At 56.1% G+C, this 16072-nt stretch carries 16 protein-coding genes; 14 read left to right on the top strand and 2 right to left on the bottom strand.

Annotated features, from left to right (window positions below):
- The first annotated feature begins 281 nt into the window (after positions 1-281).
- Positions 282-1369, top strand: a protein-coding gene (locus tag EDC90_RS12625; RefSeq protein WP_132312121.1) for an IS3 family transposase whose coding sequence is annotated in 2 segments (ribosomal slippage) — positions 282-531 and positions 531-1369 — 1089 coding nt in all. Because the reading frame shifts where the segments join, the coding sequence is not laid out codon by codon here.
- 214 nt (positions 1370-1583) lie between these two features.
- Here EDC90_RS12625 and EDC90_RS12620 read toward each other — a convergent pair.
- Positions 1584-2921, bottom strand: coding sequence for a deoxyguanosinetriphosphate triphosphohydrolase family protein (locus tag EDC90_RS12620; RefSeq protein ID WP_245511045.1), 1338 nt, complete (start codon positions 2919-2921; stop codon positions 1584-1586).
- An 895-nt stretch (positions 2922-3816) separates the two neighbouring features.
- On the opposite strand from EDC90_RS12620, the gene EDC90_RS12615 reads away from it, so the two are divergent.
- The gene (locus tag EDC90_RS12615) at positions 3817-4491 is read left to right on the top strand and encodes a hypothetical protein (RefSeq protein ID WP_132312119.1); all 675 of its coding nucleotides are present in this window, start codon (positions 3817-3819) and stop codon (positions 4489-4491) included.
- A 4-nt stretch (positions 4492-4495) separates the two neighbouring features.
- Positions 4496-5581 carry an XRE family transcriptional regulator gene (locus EDC90_RS12610; protein WP_132312117.1) on the top strand — a complete coding sequence of 362 codons (1086 nt, stop codon included), beginning with the start codon at positions 4496-4498 and terminating at the stop codon, positions 5579-5581.
- Positions 5582-5615: 34 nt separating this feature from the next.
- Here the strand turns inward: EDC90_RS12610 and EDC90_RS12605 are convergent, their stop codons facing one another.
- Complete coding sequence (locus EDC90_RS12605) at positions 5616-6455, bottom strand: S24 family peptidase (RefSeq protein WP_165972834.1); 840 nt, start codon at positions 6453-6455, stop codon at positions 5616-5618.
- A 260-nt stretch (positions 6456-6715) separates the two neighbouring features.
- Between EDC90_RS12605 and EDC90_RS12600 the strand changes: the two genes are divergently transcribed.
- The 11 genes from EDC90_RS12600 to EDC90_RS12555 form a co-directional block, all read left to right on the top strand.
- Positions 6716-7183, top strand: coding sequence for a hypothetical protein (locus EDC90_RS12600; protein WP_132312113.1), 468 nt, complete (start codon positions 6716-6718; stop codon positions 7181-7183).
- Positions 7180-7815, top strand: a complete 636-nt coding sequence (locus EDC90_RS12595; RefSeq protein WP_132312111.1) for a GcrA family cell cycle regulator — start codon at positions 7180-7182, stop codon at positions 7813-7815. The genes EDC90_RS12600 and EDC90_RS12595 overlap by 4 nt, the downstream gene beginning before the upstream one ends.
- Entirely contained in the window at positions 7812-8315 is a 504-nt protein-coding gene (locus EDC90_RS12590; protein WP_132312109.1) for a hypothetical protein, read from the top strand. The genes EDC90_RS12595 and EDC90_RS12590 overlap by 4 nt, the downstream gene beginning before the upstream one ends.
- Positions 8308-8679 carry a hypothetical protein gene (locus EDC90_RS12585; RefSeq protein WP_132312107.1) on the top strand — a complete coding sequence of 124 codons (372 nt, stop codon included), beginning with the start codon at positions 8308-8310 and terminating at the stop codon, positions 8677-8679. The genes EDC90_RS12590 and EDC90_RS12585 overlap by 8 nt, the downstream gene beginning before the upstream one ends.
- Complete coding sequence (locus EDC90_RS20900) at positions 8670-8840, top strand: hypothetical protein (RefSeq protein ID WP_165972833.1); 171 nt, start codon at positions 8670-8672, stop codon at positions 8838-8840. The genes EDC90_RS12585 and EDC90_RS20900 overlap by 10 nt, the downstream gene beginning before the upstream one ends.
- Positions 8809-10071 (top strand): hypothetical protein, encoded by a 1263-nt coding sequence (locus EDC90_RS12580; RefSeq protein WP_245511044.1) that lies wholly within the window; start codon positions 8809-8811, stop codon positions 10069-10071. Before EDC90_RS20900 ends, EDC90_RS12580 begins: the two co-directional genes overlap by 32 nt.
- The gene (locus tag EDC90_RS12575; RefSeq protein ID WP_132312103.1) at positions 10064-12073 is read left to right on the top strand and encodes a phage/plasmid primase, P4 family; all 2010 of its coding nucleotides are present in this window, start codon (positions 10064-10066) and stop codon (positions 12071-12073) included. Before EDC90_RS12580 ends, EDC90_RS12575 begins: the two co-directional genes overlap by 8 nt.
- A 426-nt stretch (positions 12074-12499) precedes the next feature.
- On the top strand, positions 12500-13294 hold the full coding sequence (locus tag EDC90_RS12570) for a hypothetical protein (RefSeq protein ID WP_132312101.1): 795 nt from the start codon (positions 12500-12502) through the stop codon (positions 13292-13294).
- Positions 13295-13513: 219 nt separating this feature from the next.
- Positions 13514-14254, top strand: a complete 741-nt coding sequence (locus tag EDC90_RS12565; RefSeq protein WP_132312099.1) for a hypothetical protein — start codon at positions 13514-13516, stop codon at positions 14252-14254.
- A 170-nt stretch (positions 14255-14424) separates the two neighbouring features.
- Positions 14425-15066, top strand: coding sequence for a hypothetical protein (locus EDC90_RS12560; RefSeq protein ID WP_207903904.1), 642 nt, complete (start codon positions 14425-14427; stop codon positions 15064-15066).
- The coding region (locus EDC90_RS12555) for a phage terminase large subunit family protein (RefSeq protein WP_207903903.1) at positions 15063-16072 on the top strand (1010 nt) is incomplete at its 3' end. The genes EDC90_RS12560 and EDC90_RS12555, both read left to right, overlap by 4 nt.

Here is a 16072-nt window from a genome sequence, read left to right as displayed (position 1 = left end):
CGCGTCTACGTCTTGCTGCGACAGCAGCATCTTATTGCCGACAACGCGGCATTGTCCAAGGTCGCGCGCGATCTGGCGGATCCGGCGCGGCGACCAGCCCGCATGGGCGGCAAGTTCTTCCGGGGTGATGAGATCAGGCAGGTTGACCATTTGGACTCCCTTTGTGCGGTCCATGTACCGTATTTGGGTACATGGACGCAGTCAAGGGGTGGTAATCCCCCCTAAAAATAATTGGCTTTAAAAGTAGAATTTTCTCAGGTTTTATGACTGAGGAGATTTTGATGAAAAAGACGAGATTTAGCGAAGCACAGATTATTGGCATCTTGCGCCAAGCAGAAGGTGGCGTTCCTGTGCCTGAACTTTGCCGTGAGCACGGGATGAGTTCCGCGAGTTTTTACAAATGGCGGGCCAAATATGGCGGCATGGATGCGTCGATGATCAGCCAGATGAAGGCGCTGGAAGACGAAAACCGCCGTCTGAAAAAGATGTATGCAGAGATGAGCATGCAGACTGAACTGCTGAAAGAGGCTTTGGAAAAAAAATGACGCGGCCATCTCAACGCCGGGAGGTGGCCGCGCAAGCCGTGGCGATACGTGGGGTAAGCATAGCACTTGCCTGCCGAACGTTTGATGTTAGCGAAACCTGCTACCGATACAAAGGCAAACGCAATGATGAGAATGAACAGATCGCCGACCTTCTGACCGGCTTGACGCAGGCAAAGAAGAACTGGGGCTTTGGCCTTTGTTTTCTCTATCTGCGGAACGTGCAGGGATGGCGCTGGAACCATAAGCGTGTTTATCGTATATACCGTGCGCTTGAGCTGAACCTCAGGATCAAGCCACGCCGGCGGCTGAAACGGGAAAAACCTGATACACTCAATGTCCCGACAGCGCCGAACATGGTCTGGTCCATGGACTTTATGGCGGATCGGCTGGCCGATGGCCGGCAGTTTCGGCTTTTGAATGTTCTGGATGACTTTAACCGTGAGGGGCTTGGCATTGAGGTTGATTTCTCGCTACCTGCAGAGCGTGTCATTCGCAGCCTTAACCAGATCATTGAGTGGCGCGGCAAACCGCTGGCAATACGTGTTGATAATGGCCCGGAATATGTCAGTGGAAGGCTTATGGACTGGGCTGAAAATCAGGGCATTGCGCTGAATTACATCCAGCCTGGAAAACCGCAGCAGAACGCTTATGTCGAGCGCTACAACCGGACAGTACGACACGAATGGCTTGACCAATACATCATCGAGAGTATTGAAGAGGCGCAGGCGTTCGCCACACAATGGTTGTGGAGCTATAACAACGAGCGACCCAATATGGGCATCGGCGGAATGACACCCGCACAGAAACTGAAAATGGCCGCGTGAATTCTACCAAAAAGCCCCGTTAAAAAGGGGAGGATTACCGGGTCTGCTGTCAATCTCAGCTTGTGACAAACATGAGGTAGACCAGCGTGCTGGATGACTGAATAGTCGCTACTGCTACAGACTTGGGGATGCCAAGCTACAGAACATACCTTAGGGGCTGCCGCTTGCTGGTGCCTGTAATGGGTTTAAAGTCAGGTCCGCAATGAATGCAGTGCTACCTTACAATTGGATCAAGAACGGAGCCGGTAATCGCACCGGTTAGCCGAGAATGAAGTGCTATGGCTTCAGACTCGGAAAGGCTTGCAATGCAGTCGCAAACAAACCGTGCTGGGCTAGTGCCCGCCATTGGTCGTAAATACCTGAGCCTGACAGGCAAAAAATCGGGGTAGCCAGTTTGACCGTTGGAGCCGGTAGTCAGCGTTTCAAATAGCTCTCGTATGATTCTCTGCTGCCCATACTGTTGGGCTGATAGAGTTGGGCTGCCTATTATATAGTCCCGAGTTATCTGTTTTAGGATTTTTACCTCACAAACCTTGTCTTCATCAAAAGTGACGGCTTTGGGTGAAGATCTGTCTGTGTTGATTTTTACCGAATTTATATAGGTTCCTATGAGCTGCGATGTCATTCTTCGGAGCTGTTCACGTTGTTCGCGTCCGCCTTCGTAAGGTTCGGAAAGAAGTTCAGAATAGGTGCCCTCTAGGAACCCTTTAAGGCGGTCGTAAGCCTCGTCAAATCTGATGCGCTCTTCTTGGCTTGGGCATCCATTCGCCGCATGAGAGATGATTTTATCTTTTTCCGCGAATACTTTCTGCCATGGCAGGGCATTGCAGCGATGGAAATCTTCCAAATCATGAACAGAGTAGGCAACGTCGTCTGCCCAGTCCATCAATTCTGCTTCGAGCGTTTTTTCTTCATGCTCAGCATGGTGAGCGCGCGCGAAATCAAATTCGTCTTTTTCCGAACTGTAAACGGACCATTTCTTTGACTTTTTCCCAGCCTTCGATCGGTACCATGGATACTTCAGGCACGCTGCCAACGTGGCGCGCGTCATATCTATGCCATCGACGTCTGGGAAGCGGACAGCGAGTTTGGTGATAATACGGAAAGACTGCGCATTGCCCTCAAAGCCGTCATCGTCATTTTGAATGACGAGGTCGTTCAATGTGTGTTCGCCTATGTGTCCAAACGGCGGGTGACCCAAATCGTGCGCGATACAGGCGGCTTCTACAACTTCGGGATCTAGGCCCCTGAAGTTTGCCTCGTCTCGTTGCTCAAATAGAAGCTTTTGCGCAAGTCGTCTTCCTACTTGCGCAACCTTAATCGTGTGCTGTTGGCGTGTGTGAAATACATTCGCTTCGCCAGCTCGAACAATTTGAGTGATCCCAGCCAACCTATGAAAGGCAGACGAATATAATAACCGATCCCGATCACGTTCAAACTCATTCCTTTGATCAGGTTCAGCTTTGTTATGTCTACGTTCTCTGCGATGGCTTATATTCCAGCTATCTGTGGTCAGGCTGCAACCGCCTTTTTGGCTACGCTTAACTTCCAATCAGATCCTATTGAGATACGTCCGCGCTCTACTGTGCGCTGAATCGCCAACTGGCTAGCTCTACGCGAATGCTTTAATTCCACGAGTCGATCACACAATTCGGATGCTGTGGCGTTGTCGCCTATCTTTTCCAAAGCACTGACAACTGTGTCGTCTGACGGTATTTCTGGGTATGGCATAGCTCTATCCCTCCGCTGTCACTAACGTTTAAATGCTGTTCCTGTCGAGCGGGTTCCTTCATCGCAGCACACATGAAGCGCATGATGCATGAAAATCGGTAACAGTACCTTAATACGTGGTGTGTGTGTCGTCCAGTCAGCGTGCGTTGCTATTCGTTTGTAACGCAAATAGCAACGCGATTCATATCATAACAGCTATCGAAGGCACAATTGCCTGTGACGTCGGTCCTAGCGCAGCTCACATACTATTTTCATTTGAGTAGCTGATCGACAGTATGTTTGCCCATCGGTCGTATTCAATAGCCTTGCCCAGGGCATCGTTCTCGTCGACGGCTTCAATCAGAAGCTCGCAGGGCGGGTAGTCATATGGCCAAGCTCGGCACTCGAGGCGAACGATGAAATGATTGAGAGTCCTTCGAGGCGTTTCAGCGTGACTTGGTCGGTTATCGGACGAATTAGAGGGCATGGCACATTTGCAGTCTCCGACTATTCTTAATGTCAAATGTATTGGTATAGGTACCGCTGTCAACCTTAAGGTGGTTCATGTACCGTGAAAGGCGATTTTGCCATCGCAAAGTGCTCGCAGGATAGAAGTATGGCTCTCGTCGGAGGAGGTGCTCAGTCAGATCGCAGATAGCAATAGCGACAGATTAGGCTTGACAGCCCACTTCATTTTTTCTACCTCCTTGTAGGATTGAAAAATGAAGTGGTGAGTTATGCAAGCTTTATCCCAACCTTCGGAGCCGGTCGTTCACGCCACACCTTTGTCGGTGAAAGAGAAGTTGCAGAGACTTGATATACCGCTCGAGCTGTTGATAGCAGGAGCTCAGGCTGGTTTTATTGAGCGGCAGAATGCTAGTCGTGGTGACCCGGTCACAAAGGCCGGTACAGACGCCTGGTCATATCCTGTCCGAGTAGTGCGAGAAGGGCTTGAGGCTCGCGGTTGGCGACTCGATGATCCGAAAAATCTTCCATTGGTTATCTCAGATGAGCGCAAGATCAATGTCACTGTAAGTAGTGGTGACGAGATGACGGGCGTCGAGAAACCTAGACGGCCTCCGCGCAGCAAAAATCCGAAGGGCGTCCTTTTGGAATGCGCCGTCGAGCGGAATATTGGCCAATTCGACATGTTCCCCGATGAACTTCCAGAGAATGTGATGAAGTTCGATAAGACGTTGGAATACCCTACGTGGGTTTTCTTGCTGTACATCACTGACGACGAAATTCGAGCGGAGCTTTCACTTCCCAATTCCATTGATGGGAGTGATCATTTGGACGGCTGGGCAGAGAGGATCGTTCTGCATGTGCCTCTGCCTGATGAAGAGCAGATTGATGACACGGACAATGGTGAGGGAGCGGAAATCGTTCCTACAGTGACTGCAAAGATATAGAGCAATGTTTAATGGAGATCGTTTACGAGTGGCCCGTCAGCGGCGGGCGCTAACCAAAAAGAGTCTGGCTTCAGCACTGAGCGTTGCTCCTCGTGCAGTCACCGGATGGGAAGCGGATGAATATCCTCCTGATCCAGAAAAGGTAGCCGCAATTTCGCGCGTGCTGGGTTTTCCTACATCATTCTTTGAGCTGGATGATACAAGCAAGACTCCGGAAGGAGCTGTTAGCTTCCGGTCACTCACGAAAAAGACAGCTGGTCAGCGAGATGCAGCACTTTCGATGTGTGACATAGCAAAGGACGTAACCGATTGGATAAATGACCGATTCGATGTTCCGAAGCCAGTTTTGCCGGACATGCGTGATGAGGCTCCTTACATAGCGGCTTCTCTGCTGAGGCAGGAGTGGGGCTTGGGCAATAAGCCTATCAAAAATCTATTGCATTTGCTCGAAGCCAAGGGGGTAAGAGTTTTCTCTTTGGCCGAAAATTGTCGCGAAATTGACGCTTGCTCTTTTTGGTCGAATAACGTGCCGTTCGTGCTTTTGAACACAGACATGTCGAGCGAGCGCATGCGATTTGATATGGCGCATGAGCTTGGTCATTTGGTCTTGCATAAGCATGCGGCGCCGATGGGCCGGTTGGCGGAGAACGAGGCAAATGCATTTGCGTCAGAACTACTTATGCCTGAGCAGAGTGTACGAGCCAATCGAGCAAGCAACTGGTCAATCCCCGTCCTTGTCCAACGAAAGAAGATATGGAATGTGTCTGTCTCTGCACTTGCCTATCGTGTGCACCAATTGGGTTTAATGTCTGAGTGGCACTTCAAATCTTTGAATATTGAAATGCGGAGACGTGGTTACAAAACCAGCGAGCCCGAAAGCTCTCCTAGAGAGCAATCCAAAGTGCTTGAGATCGTCTTGCAGCGGTTACGCGAACTGGGCATGCCCCTAAAGTTCGCAGCCAACCAAATGGCACTTCCCGAATCTGAGCTGCGAGGTCTCTTTTATGGAATCGCTAAGGTCGCAGTTGAAGGGATGGCAGACCTAGAACAACAGCGCGGATCCAGCGCGCATTTGCGCATAATTAAGTGAACCGCTGAGAAAAAAACAAATTTAGTGGTCGGGACTAAATTCGCGAGAAGCGCCCGACCACTCGGCCTATGATCCTAAATTCGTCCCCACGCAATTCGTCGGGTTGGGATGGATTGGCCTCTGAGACAATGCGGAATCTCGGCGGGTTTGAGCCTGCGACTTTGTTCAGAGTTTTGACTTTCATGACGTCGTCACCATCGTTGATGACGTAGATTGCATCTCCCTGATAGGAGGATTGCGAAATGTCGACCATGACGCGGTCGCCGGCGTAGAGGCGCGGCTCCATGGAATGTCCGACAACCGGTATCAGAACAATTTGATTGGGGTTGGCGCCGAGGCTGTGGCGGACAAACTCCGGCGGTATCAGCCACTCGCTGGTGACCGGATGCCCTGACGCGATGCCCTTGGAAGACACTGATACGACCCTATCGTCGCGAATTGAACCTTGGCCTGCGCCTGCTGCTGCCGGTATTTCCGGTGAGGTTCCAGGTATCGCGCCTTTGAAGTGAAGGCCGCCATTGACGAAGGCTGTCGCACTCTCGCCCGCTTCCCAATCTGTCCTGTCCTGATTGAGCGCTTCTTCATTCTCGGGATCGTAGCTGCTCACAATCTTGAGTGCCGGTCTGCCCGGTGACAAGTCGTCTCCTCCATACATCAGCCACGTCGCGGACGTTTCGAGCACTTCAGCTAGAGCCTCGATCGAATCCATGCGTGGAAGAACGTTCTTGTCTTTGCGTCCCCAATTCCGAATCGTATCAGGCTTTCCGAAAGCCTTTAAGGAAGCCGCGCGGCGGCTCATCCCCATGCCTTCAAGCCGTTGATCGATGCGGGCCAATAAGGCTTCCCGAAATTTTTCAGTCTTGTCGCTACTCATGACGGTATCATTACCGTTCGAAGAATATTGCGAAAGCGGTACATGGGCCGTTGACAGTGCGGTATATGAACCTCTATTGTTTTCACAAATGCTTCGCCAGTCCGGCGACATGCTGTGGAGCGATCTTGATGCCCTTCTTTTCATGCGGTCCTCCGTGAATCGGGACTGACCATCAAACCCTAGCGGCGGGGGCAACGCCGATCACCGAATGACACCGAAACACTCATTCCCAAAGCAGGCGCTTTGCGGGAGCAGGACAGTTGCGCTCAATTTCCGACAAAACAATCCAGATGTTGAAGGCGGTTTGCCGCCGGGCGGTCGATATCTCCGGCGGACCGGAGAATTTCCAGCATTGCACGCGGGTGGGGCAGGCGCAGCTTTCGCGCTACACGCTGCCTTCGCCCGACTTTGCCAAATATCTGATGCCGATTGATGTGGCGCTTGAGGCCGATCTGGAGGCCGGCATGCCGATCATCGTTTCCGAATTGGCGCGGCTGCAGGGCTACCGACTGGTGCGCGATGATGTGGCCCATGATGTTGAGGCGCTGGCTTATCGCGACATTGGCGAGTTGAACCGTGGTTTCGGCGCTCTTTTGAACGCCGCCTTCGAGGCGCTGGAAGACGGCAATGTCGATCCACGCGAAAAGCGGGTTCTGCAGCGGCTTCTCGATGAATTCATGAAGGTCATGACGGTTTTTGCCGATCGTGTTGAAGGGCGCAGCGAATGAGCGTCTGGACCGAGGCAAAAATAGACCGTGCGGTCGCCATGAAACGAAACGGCGCGACGAATGCCGAAGTCGCCAAGGCTTTCGGCATTAATCGCAGCGCGGTTTCCGGAATGATCCGGCGCAATCGCTCTCGTTTTCCAGCGCAACGCGCCACGGAAAGCAAGGCACCGCAGGCCGGTTTCTGGACCGAAGAACGTGTGCGGCGAGCCGTTTCGCTTTGGCGGGCCGGTGAGCCCAATACCGTGATTGCCGAAACAATCGGCAGCCATCGGCTCACTGTCGGCCGGTTTATTGCCGCGCATCCGGAATTGTTTCCCGAACGGGGCGAGGCCGCGCCGGCGCGCGAGCGTCCAACGGTTGTCAAAAACTCGGCGCGGCTGGCTGACCTTGGCGTCAAAGCCCGGCCTGAAGCGCGCGCGGGGAGCAAGCGCGATCTTTCCGGGCTGCATGCGCCGGATGAGCAGCCTGTTTCCATTCTCGATGCCGGGCGGCGCCAATGCCGCTTTCCGCTTGTCGCCTTCGATGCAGCGCCAAGCGCCGACATGCCCTGTTGCGGGGCAGAAACGCTGGAAGGCTCCAGTTGGTGCGCCTTCCATTTTCGCATCGTGTTTCCGGGGAGGGCGGCGCCATGACAGCCCTGCTTTTCCTCACGACTTTCGAGACTTCCACTTCTGACAGGAGCAAGACCATGAATGCCATGCCGCGTGTCACACGCCTGATTTGCCCGGAATGCAAGGGCGAGGGGTATCTGCGTTTCAACGAATGCCGGTGCAGGACTTGTGCCGGCAATGGCCGGGTGAGTGTTGCCGACGCCATGCATTATGGCATCCATTGCCGGAAGACGGCGGAAGCCATGGGGCCCGGACCGTTGCGGGATCCTGTTCGTCAGGAGCTTTATCTGCTGGCCGACCAGATTTTTGAGACGCTAGGCGTTGTCGCGCCCTGGCGCAGCCATCGGAGTCAAAGCGCCGATCCGGTCATGCCGGTTGCGATCACCAAGACGATAAAGCTGCGCATTCTCGATTTGTGGGAAACGGAACTTCTGACCACGGAAGAGATTGGTCGTGTCTGCCGCATCCCTGAGGCGGATGTGTGCCGGGTTCTCGATGCCGCAGGGCGGGGCGATGACTGACATTCGCCTGCATCTTCTGACCGATGATCCATACAAGGCCTGCCTGATGGTGTTTCGCCAGGGGCTTTATGGCCTGCCGGCGTGGGCTGCGATTGCGGACAGCGTGGCCGCGATCGGCGTCATCCCCGATGGTTCCCGCGCGGTCGGCTACTGGTTCAGGGGAACGCTCGACAGCTTCGAAATGCAGGAGGCATTCCGGTTTCGGCGTCAGCACGGCGAGCTATTCGGGATGACGGCGGAATTTGCCGCGCAGCTGGATGACTGGCGCGCGCGCCGTGACGCGGCCGAGGCCGCGTTGCTCGCCAGCATTCACGATGCTGCACCTATGCAGAAGCGCGTGGCGGGAGGCGGGAAATGGAGCTGAGCAGGTTGAACCCGGATTGGCGCAAACGCCGCTTTGGCGATTTCGCGATCGGGAAGGATTTTCGGCACGCTCCTGACAGGTTTCAGCGTGAGGCGCGCTTGCTGCAGGAAGAAATGCAGGCTGAACGGCATGCGGCAGAAAGCGGTGATCGGCATGAGTGACATGATCGAGAGCTTTATCGAGGAAGCACGGGCGGTCTCACTTTCCGTCGCAGCGGTGACGTTTGAGCGGCTGGCGGCGCGCGGGGCGGAATGGACGGGGCCCTGCCCGCAGATGGGCGGTACGGATGCCTATGCGGTGAATGTCATCAAAGGTGTCTGGAACTGCCGCAAATGCGGAACGGGCGGGCACGATGCCATTTCTCTGGCGGCGCATGAATGTGGTTACGATCTTTCCGCGCGCGCCGGGTTTCTTGGCGCATGCGCGGCTGTGCTGGGTCGACCTGTACCTGATGGAGAAAATTCAGAAAGCGCGGAAGAGCAACGGGAACGGGAAGACCGGCTGGCGAAAGCCCGGGCCGAAGCCGAAGCGCGCGCGGCAACGGCGGCGAAGCACAAGCAGTATTATCGCACAAAAGCGATGAACAAGGCGCGTGGCATTTATTTTGGCGCTGCGCTTGTGAGGCCGGGTGAGGGCAGGACGTTGCGCGAATATCTTCGTCTGCGCACAGGGCATGTGATGCCAGAGGGTGTGTTTGAAAACATCCGTTGCGATTTGCGGCATACCTATTGGCACGGCATCGACCAGTTTGGCCGGCCGGCCCATATTTATTCCGGTCCGGCTATGATTGCGCCTTTTGTCGACCTTTCCGGCAAGGTGCTTGGATGTCACGAAACCTGGATTGACCTGAAGGTGAAGCCGAAACGCCGTCCGGAGATCCTTGACGATGATGGCGCGACCTTGCCCACCAAAAAGATGCAGGGCCTGCACAAGGGCATGATTATTCCCGTGCTCGGAGACCTGACCTTGAAGCGCTGGGTGGTTGCCGAGGGCATTGAAAATGTCGCCGCCGTTGCCGGTCTGGAGCGTTTTCGCTCCGACACGTTTTATTGCGCCGCCGGATCGCTCGGCAATCTCGCCGGGCCTGCAGCGAACCGGGAAAAACACCCGATCCAGAAACGCATAGACAAGCGTGGCGTGGAGCGGTCTGTCTTTGTTGACGGGCCTCTGCCGAAGCCGGACGCCGATCCGGCATCCGCCTTTCAGGCGCCGGAGCATGTGGAAGAACTGGTGCTGATCGGCGATGGCGACAGCGAACCGTTGATGACCGCATTTGCGATGAAGCGCGCCGAGCTTCGGCTTTCGGCGCCCGGCCGCGTGGTGACAACAGACTGGCCGCCGAAGACGGCGGGCGATTTCTCCGAACTTTGCATGGATGGGGCTGATGGCTGACAAGAAAAAGACGGGCGGCCTTTCGCCGGAAGCGCGCGCCGCCATTGCCGAGATGGAAGCCAAGCGGGCCTCCTATTCCCAAAACCCGGACCCTTTGCCGATTGCCGAGCCTGAGGCGGACGAACCTTCCCTGGCGCTTTCGCCTGAGGAACTGACGGAAGAATGCGCCGGCGAACCGGAAACCGACATTGGCAATGGCCGGCGCTTTGTGGCCCGGTACGGTGACCGCGCGGTGAGCGTGATCAATGTGGGCTGGCACGGATATGACGGCAAGCGCTGGAAGGAAGACCCGGCCGGGGCGATTGTGCGTTCCTGGGCGCACCGGACAGCCGAGTTCATCGACGATGAAGCAATCATGCTTGATTGCTCGGACGATGAACGGGCAAAAATCGAGGCCGGACGATTGGCGCGTGAGCGCATGCGGGCCATGGGCAAGCCCCCGGCGGTGAACGACGACGCCAGCGGCGAGCGGCTGCGGCATCTGGACAGCCTTATTGCCGACGCCAGCGAGGCGGAAAAGGAAAAGGTGCGTTTGGGTCCGGCTTCCAAGGACTGGGAAGACGAGAAGTATGATCTTCTCGCCGACATCAAGGTGCGCATCAAGAAAGGTCGCGAGGCTGAGCGGGAGAAGCGCAAGCTGGTAGATGCCACCGCATCATGGTCTGCCGAGCACTATGCCGAATATGGCCGGCTGGAAAAGGATGTGGCGGCCATGGAGGCGGTGGAGGAAGACCGCAAGGGCCGGATGTCGTCTCGCCACAACCATGCAAAATCGTCTTGTTCGACCAACAAGCTGAACTGCATGCTGAGCGAGGCGACGCCCTATCTTTCTCGGGAAGTGAGCGAATTCAACCGCGATTTCTATGCGGTCAACTGCCAGTCCGGCACCTTGCGGTTTATGTGCGAGGAAGTGGACGGCAAGCGCCAATGGCGCGCGCGCCTCGATACACACCGCTCCCGCGACCTGATCAGCAAGCTTGCCGAGGTGGAACTCAAGACTGACGCCATGGCGCCGGCCTTCGAGCGATTCTTTCAGCAGGTGATGCCGAATGCGGATCTGCGGGCCTATATCCAGCGCTATATGGGCTATTGCCTGCTGGGGCTGACAACCGAACAGTGCCTCTTGTTTTTCTATGGCGCGGGGCGGAACGGCAAGTCCACCTTTGTCGATTTGATGGTCGAGATCCTTGGCGACTATGCCGTTTCCATGTCGATCGACAGTTTTGCCGGTGACAAGCGCCGCTCCGGCGCCGAGGCCACGCCGGACCTTGCCCGGTTGCCCGGCGCGCGGCTGGTGGCGGCTTCCGAACCGGAAATGGGCGTGCATCTGAAGGATGCGCTGGTGAAAAGCCTGACCGGCGGCGAGGTGATTGCCGTTCGGCGGCTTAACCAGGATTTCTTCGAGCTGATCCCGCAATTCAAGATCATTCTGTCGGGCAACCACAAGCCGATCATTCGCGACGACAGCGACGGGATCTGGCGACGGGTGAAGCTGGTGCCATGGGATGTGCAGATCCCGGAAAGCGAGGTCGATCGCGACCTTCCGCGCAAGCTTCGGGGTGAAAAGGCCGGCATCTTTGCCTGGATGGTGAAAGGTGCGCTCGACTATCTCCAGCGTGGATTGATGGAGCCTGAGGGGATTTCCGCCGCCACGCGGGAATACCGCGAGGAGAACGACCCGCTGGGCGCCTTTGTGCGCGGCGCGTGTATGGTGACCGGCTCCGATGGCGACCGGGAAAGCCCGCTTGAGCTCTTCAACGCCTATTCGCGTTTTGCGCGGCAGGAGGGGCTTTCCGAATTCAAGCAGGCGACCTTCACCAAGCGCTTTCCCGACCAGACGCGGAAGAACTGGAAGGGCGAGGACGGACTGATGCATTCGTTCCGCAAGGGCAAGTCCTCTGTCACCGTCTATTACGGCATTCGCATTCGCGATGAATTCCGCGAGCAGGTTGGCGCTGCCTCCGGGTATCACGATGACGGCCCGCTGCCGGAGCCATTTTGATGATGTGCGAACCCGGACCCTTTGACCTGAGTGCGACGCCGTTTTCGGCATTTGCGGCCGTGGCTGCCCGCCGGCGGGAGAAAGACGGGCGGAAAGGGAAGGTGCGGGAGGCTTTGACGCAATATCCTCCCGCTCAAAAGGTTTGGAAAATCAATAGGTTTCGCCGCTGGGGAAGGTAGGGAGGGAAAACGCGCCCCTACGCATGACGCGCGCGAGAAGAGAGAAATGGTGAAGGCTATGGCGTCATTTAAAATACAAATCCGTTTCTCGCGCATGTGTAGGGTTACTGCGTACCCTCCCTATCTTCCCTATCGTCCCATTGGGACGAAATTATTCAATAAAAACAATAAATCTCAAAATCTCCTGTGGGAGGGAAATTCTCAAAACGGGAAGCAAACGGCAAATTTGGGAAGGAAATGGGACGCTATGCAGAAATTGACGATCAAAGAGCTGTTGACCTGGGCTTTCACGGAAGAGCTTTGCAAGGAAGGGGCGGGCACGTCCTTCGGGCCGCCCATGATCCGCAGCGCCTGGGCGGCCATGGCGGAAGTGGAGGCGCTTGGCACAATGGTGGACCGTTCGCCAAACAGCTATGGGGTCATTCCGGGTTTTGTCGACGCAGGCGAACCGCATGAGGATGCGCTCAAGGTTGCCGATGCGGTGCGGGCGCTGACGCGGGAAGGTTTCGATATCCCTGAAGGTTGGCAGCCGTTTCCCGAATGGGAGGATGAGCGCGGACTTATCGCCGACGAGGTGGAGCGAGTGCTTGAGCAGGAACGGGCGCGGGGTGAGCGGCAGACGGGCCGATACGCCTATAATCTCATTGTTGCATGCGCTGTGCTGAAGCGCGGGCCGGACTGGTGGGCAGAACGGCCGACCGAACACATGGTCATGCGCCGGGGAAGCCCGGCATGGTTTGTTCAAAAGCGCATGAAGGACAGCTTCGGCCAATGGCATTTCTATGAGGCAGATGGTTTCGATCGTCGGGCGCGTCGGCCGATGAAGGGGGCTTATCGTAAATATGAACTGGCTGAGCCTGTGCGCGGCGCGGTTCTGTCCCGGATTGACTGGATGGTCTGGCAGGCGGCGCTGCAGCTGCTTGAAAGGGAGCTGCTCGGGCGAACCAAAGAGTATCACCTTGTGCCGATGCGGTTCTCGTTTGCTCCTTGGAAGAGCGCAGTTCGGGCGAAAGTAAGCGAGCAAGTTATTGAAATAGCGTGATTATTATTGCGTTAGATTTTTCTTGATTTGCGACGGTGAGTTGACATAGCGTGAGCACACTGAAAAAGATCAGAACACACCCGCCGGCGGAAAACGCCCGGCGGGTGTTTTGTTTTCGTGTATTATTCGGGAAAAGAGGACGGGTGCACATTTATCGTATCAGGCGGGCAGGTTGCCAAACAGCCTGCCTGTTCTGTTCTTGCACCTTAATTCATCGGTTTGCTTTCCGCCCATATCGACATCGACCTGACGCGCTTTGAGGCAAAGCTGACGTCGGTGCAACGCCGTGAACTGCCCAAGGCGGAAGCGCTGGCGCTGAACTGGCTGGCCTATGACGGGATGCGGGCGGTGCGGGCGAAGATGAAGGTCGTGTTCGACCGGCCGACTGCGCGAGCCATTCGCGGGATCGTCTATGATAAGGCGAGCGAGAGCAATCGGGTTTCAGCGGTCGTTGTCGGCGGATCGGGGCGCAAGGGCGGGCTTCCGGCGGCGGCCTATCTCGGCCCGGAAATCCATGGCGGCATGCGTCGGCACAAGTCGTTCGAGGAGCAGCTGATCGGCCGAGGGCTGATGGCGCGCAATCAGGTGGCCGTGCCGGCGGATCGGACACCGCTCGACCGCTACGGCAACATGACGCAAGGGTTCTTGAACCGCGTGATGCGAGATCTTCGGATCGACTATCGCGGGGCAGGAGCAACGCGGGTTGCCAGCGGCTCGAAACGGCGTAAGCGCCGGGCAAAGCCCAACCAGTTCTTCGTCCCGCAAGGGCGTTCGGACCTGTTCCCGGGCGTCTGGTTTTCCGGGCGCAGTGAGCGGGAGTTCTATCCGGTGATCCTGTTTGTGCGGATGACGTCCTATTCGGAGCGGCTGAAGCTCAATGAGATCGTCGCCGACCTGGTGCGGCAGAAGAAGGACCGGACATTCCGCCGGGCCTTCAAGAAGGTTTTCCCGAAGACCTGACCTCAACGTCATTCCAAATCGCGACGGGTCCTTCCTGGGGCCCTTTGCCACGCGGGTATTTGGCACCGCGCGGTATCGTCAGTCTGAGCCGGATTTTGAAGCCTTAAATTCGAGCCTTAAAATTAAAATTAAGAGACAGTTTTATTGCGATGGAAAACACACCGGAAAGCATGAGCAAAGGTGACTTTGCCAACCTGATTTCGGTGTCGGGCGCGTGTGTTTCGCAATACCTGAAATCAGGCAAGATCTACGGCGATGCGATTGTCGGTCAGGGCCATCGTGCGCGTATCCGCCCCGACATTGCGATCAGGCAGCTTGAGCTTTCCATTGACCCTTCACAAGGATTGGGGGCCAACGGCAAGGCCTTCTTGAACGGCGCATCGGGTCGGCAAAAAACACAAAAAGAGAAAGATGTTCCTGAGGCTCCGGCGTCAGAGCTTCCGCTGCATCAGCCGTCTGCTCAAGACGCAATGGCCGAACAGCTGGCGCGTGAACGGCTTCGCCAGCAACAGATCAAAACCGGCCGGATGGAACGTCAGGAGCTGGAAGAGGCCGGGATTTATACGCGCAGCGAAGATGCCCGGCGCGATATGGGGCGCGGGATATCGGAAGCGTTCAAGGTGATGGAGCAGGGGATCCCTGATCTTGCGACAGCACTGGCTGAAGAATTCGGTTTACCGCAGCGGGATCTGCAAAAGGCACTGGCACGCCGCTGGCGCGGGATCCGCTCGAAGGCGGCTTCCGGTTTCAGGGATATCCGGGATGAAACACCCGAAATGATTGAAGACGAAGAGGCGTATGAAACAACATGACGATGCTCTTCAATCCCGAACGGCTGATGTATGAAGCGCTGGCCGATGCCTGCGAACCGCCGCCGCCGGTCAATTATCTGGCTTGGGCGAAAGACAATATCGTTTTCTCCGAACGTATCTCTGCGTTTCCGGGACCATACCGTGAAGACATGTTCCCGTTCTTCTCGGAGATACTGCGGGCGTTGTCACCGGATGATCCATGCTCGATCATCTCGCTTGCTAAATCGGCACAGGTGGGCGGAACCGTTCTGGCGAATATCTTTCTGCTTGGAACGCTGGATCTCGACCCGTGCGATTTTCTCTATGTCCATCCGACAGAGGAAAATGCCTCGCGCTGGTCGAAGACAAAGCTGATGCCGTTGTTGCGGGAAACCACGTCTGTCCGTGCACTCTTTCCCGAAGCCGGGCGCGATGGCGGCAACTCGATCCTTTACAAGGAACGTGTTGATGGTCGTGGCGCCATTCAGGCTGCCGGAGCCAATTCTCCGGCAGGGCTTTCGATGATCTCGCCACGGGCACAGGTGCAGGACGATCTGGCGAAATGGAACAAGAATGATGCCGGTGACCCGGAGGCACAGGCAGACAGCCGGTCGAAGGCCTTCTTCAACCGCAAGGTTTTTAAGATCTCGACCCCGCTGATTACGCCGGGCTGCCGGATTACGGCCAACTATCTGGCCGGGACACAGGAGCGATATCATGTGCCGTGTCCGCATTGCGGTGAGCTTCAGGTGCTGGAATGGGAAAATATGCGCGATCACATTGATCCGCAACACCCGGAGAAGGCGCACTTCTGCTGTGTTCATTGCGGTTGCGAGATCCATGAACATCACCGTGCATGGATGGTCGATCCGGCCAATGGTGCAAAATGGATTGCCAGATATCCGGAGCGCGCGCGCTATCATCGCTCATTCCATATCTGGGTGCCGTATTCACCGCTTGAAAGCTGGGAGTCGATTGCGCGGGCATGGCTGACCGTTCAGGCCGGTGGTGCTGACGACAAGGAAAA

It is taken from the genome of Martelella mediterranea (genome assembly GCF_004342225.1).
Classification (GTDB): domain Bacteria; phylum Pseudomonadota; class Alphaproteobacteria; order Rhizobiales; family Rhizobiaceae; genus Martelella; species Martelella mediterranea_B.
Note: the sequence above shows the minus strand (reverse complement) of the source record. Positions and strands in the feature narration are given on the sequence as shown.

What these genes read in the sequence shown, in the direction of transcription:
- EDC90_RS12615 (WP_132312119.1), top strand. Translation starts at nt 3,817, where the DNA reads ATGCAAGCTTTATCCCAACCTTCGGAGCCGGTCGTTCACGCCACACCT.
- EDC90_RS12610 (WP_132312117.1), top strand. Translation starts at nt 4,496, where the DNA reads ATGTTTAATGGAGATCGTTTACGAGTGGCCCGTCAGCGGCGGGCGCTA.
- EDC90_RS12605 (WP_165972834.1), bottom strand. Translation starts at nt 6,455, where the DNA reads ATGAGTAGCGACAAGACTGAAAAATTTCGGGAAGCCTTATTGGCCCGC.
- EDC90_RS12595 (WP_132312111.1), top strand. Translation starts at nt 7,180, where the DNA reads ATGAGCGTCTGGACCGAGGCAAAAATAGACCGTGCGGTCGCCATGAAA.
- EDC90_RS12590 (WP_132312109.1), top strand. Translation starts at nt 7,812, where the DNA reads ATGACAGCCCTGCTTTTCCTCACGACTTTCGAGACTTCCACTTCTGAC.
- EDC90_RS12585 (WP_132312107.1), top strand. Translation starts at nt 8,308, where the DNA reads ATGACTGACATTCGCCTGCATCTTCTGACCGATGATCCATACAAGGCC.
- EDC90_RS20900 (WP_165972833.1), top strand. Translation starts at nt 8,670, where the DNA reads ATGGAGCTGAGCAGGTTGAACCCGGATTGGCGCAAACGCCGCTTTGGC.
- EDC90_RS12580 (WP_245511044.1), top strand. Translation starts at nt 8,809, where the DNA reads ATGCGGCAGAAAGCGGTGATCGGCATGAGTGACATGATCGAGAGCTTT.
- EDC90_RS12575 (WP_132312103.1), top strand. Translation starts at nt 10,064, where the DNA reads ATGGCTGACAAGAAAAAGACGGGCGGCCTTTCGCCGGAAGCGCGCGCC.
- EDC90_RS12570 (WP_132312101.1), top strand. Translation starts at nt 12,500, where the DNA reads ATGCAGAAATTGACGATCAAAGAGCTGTTGACCTGGGCTTTCACGGAA.
- EDC90_RS12560 (WP_207903904.1), top strand. Translation starts at nt 14,425, where the DNA reads ATGAGCAAAGGTGACTTTGCCAACCTGATTTCGGTGTCGGGCGCGTGT.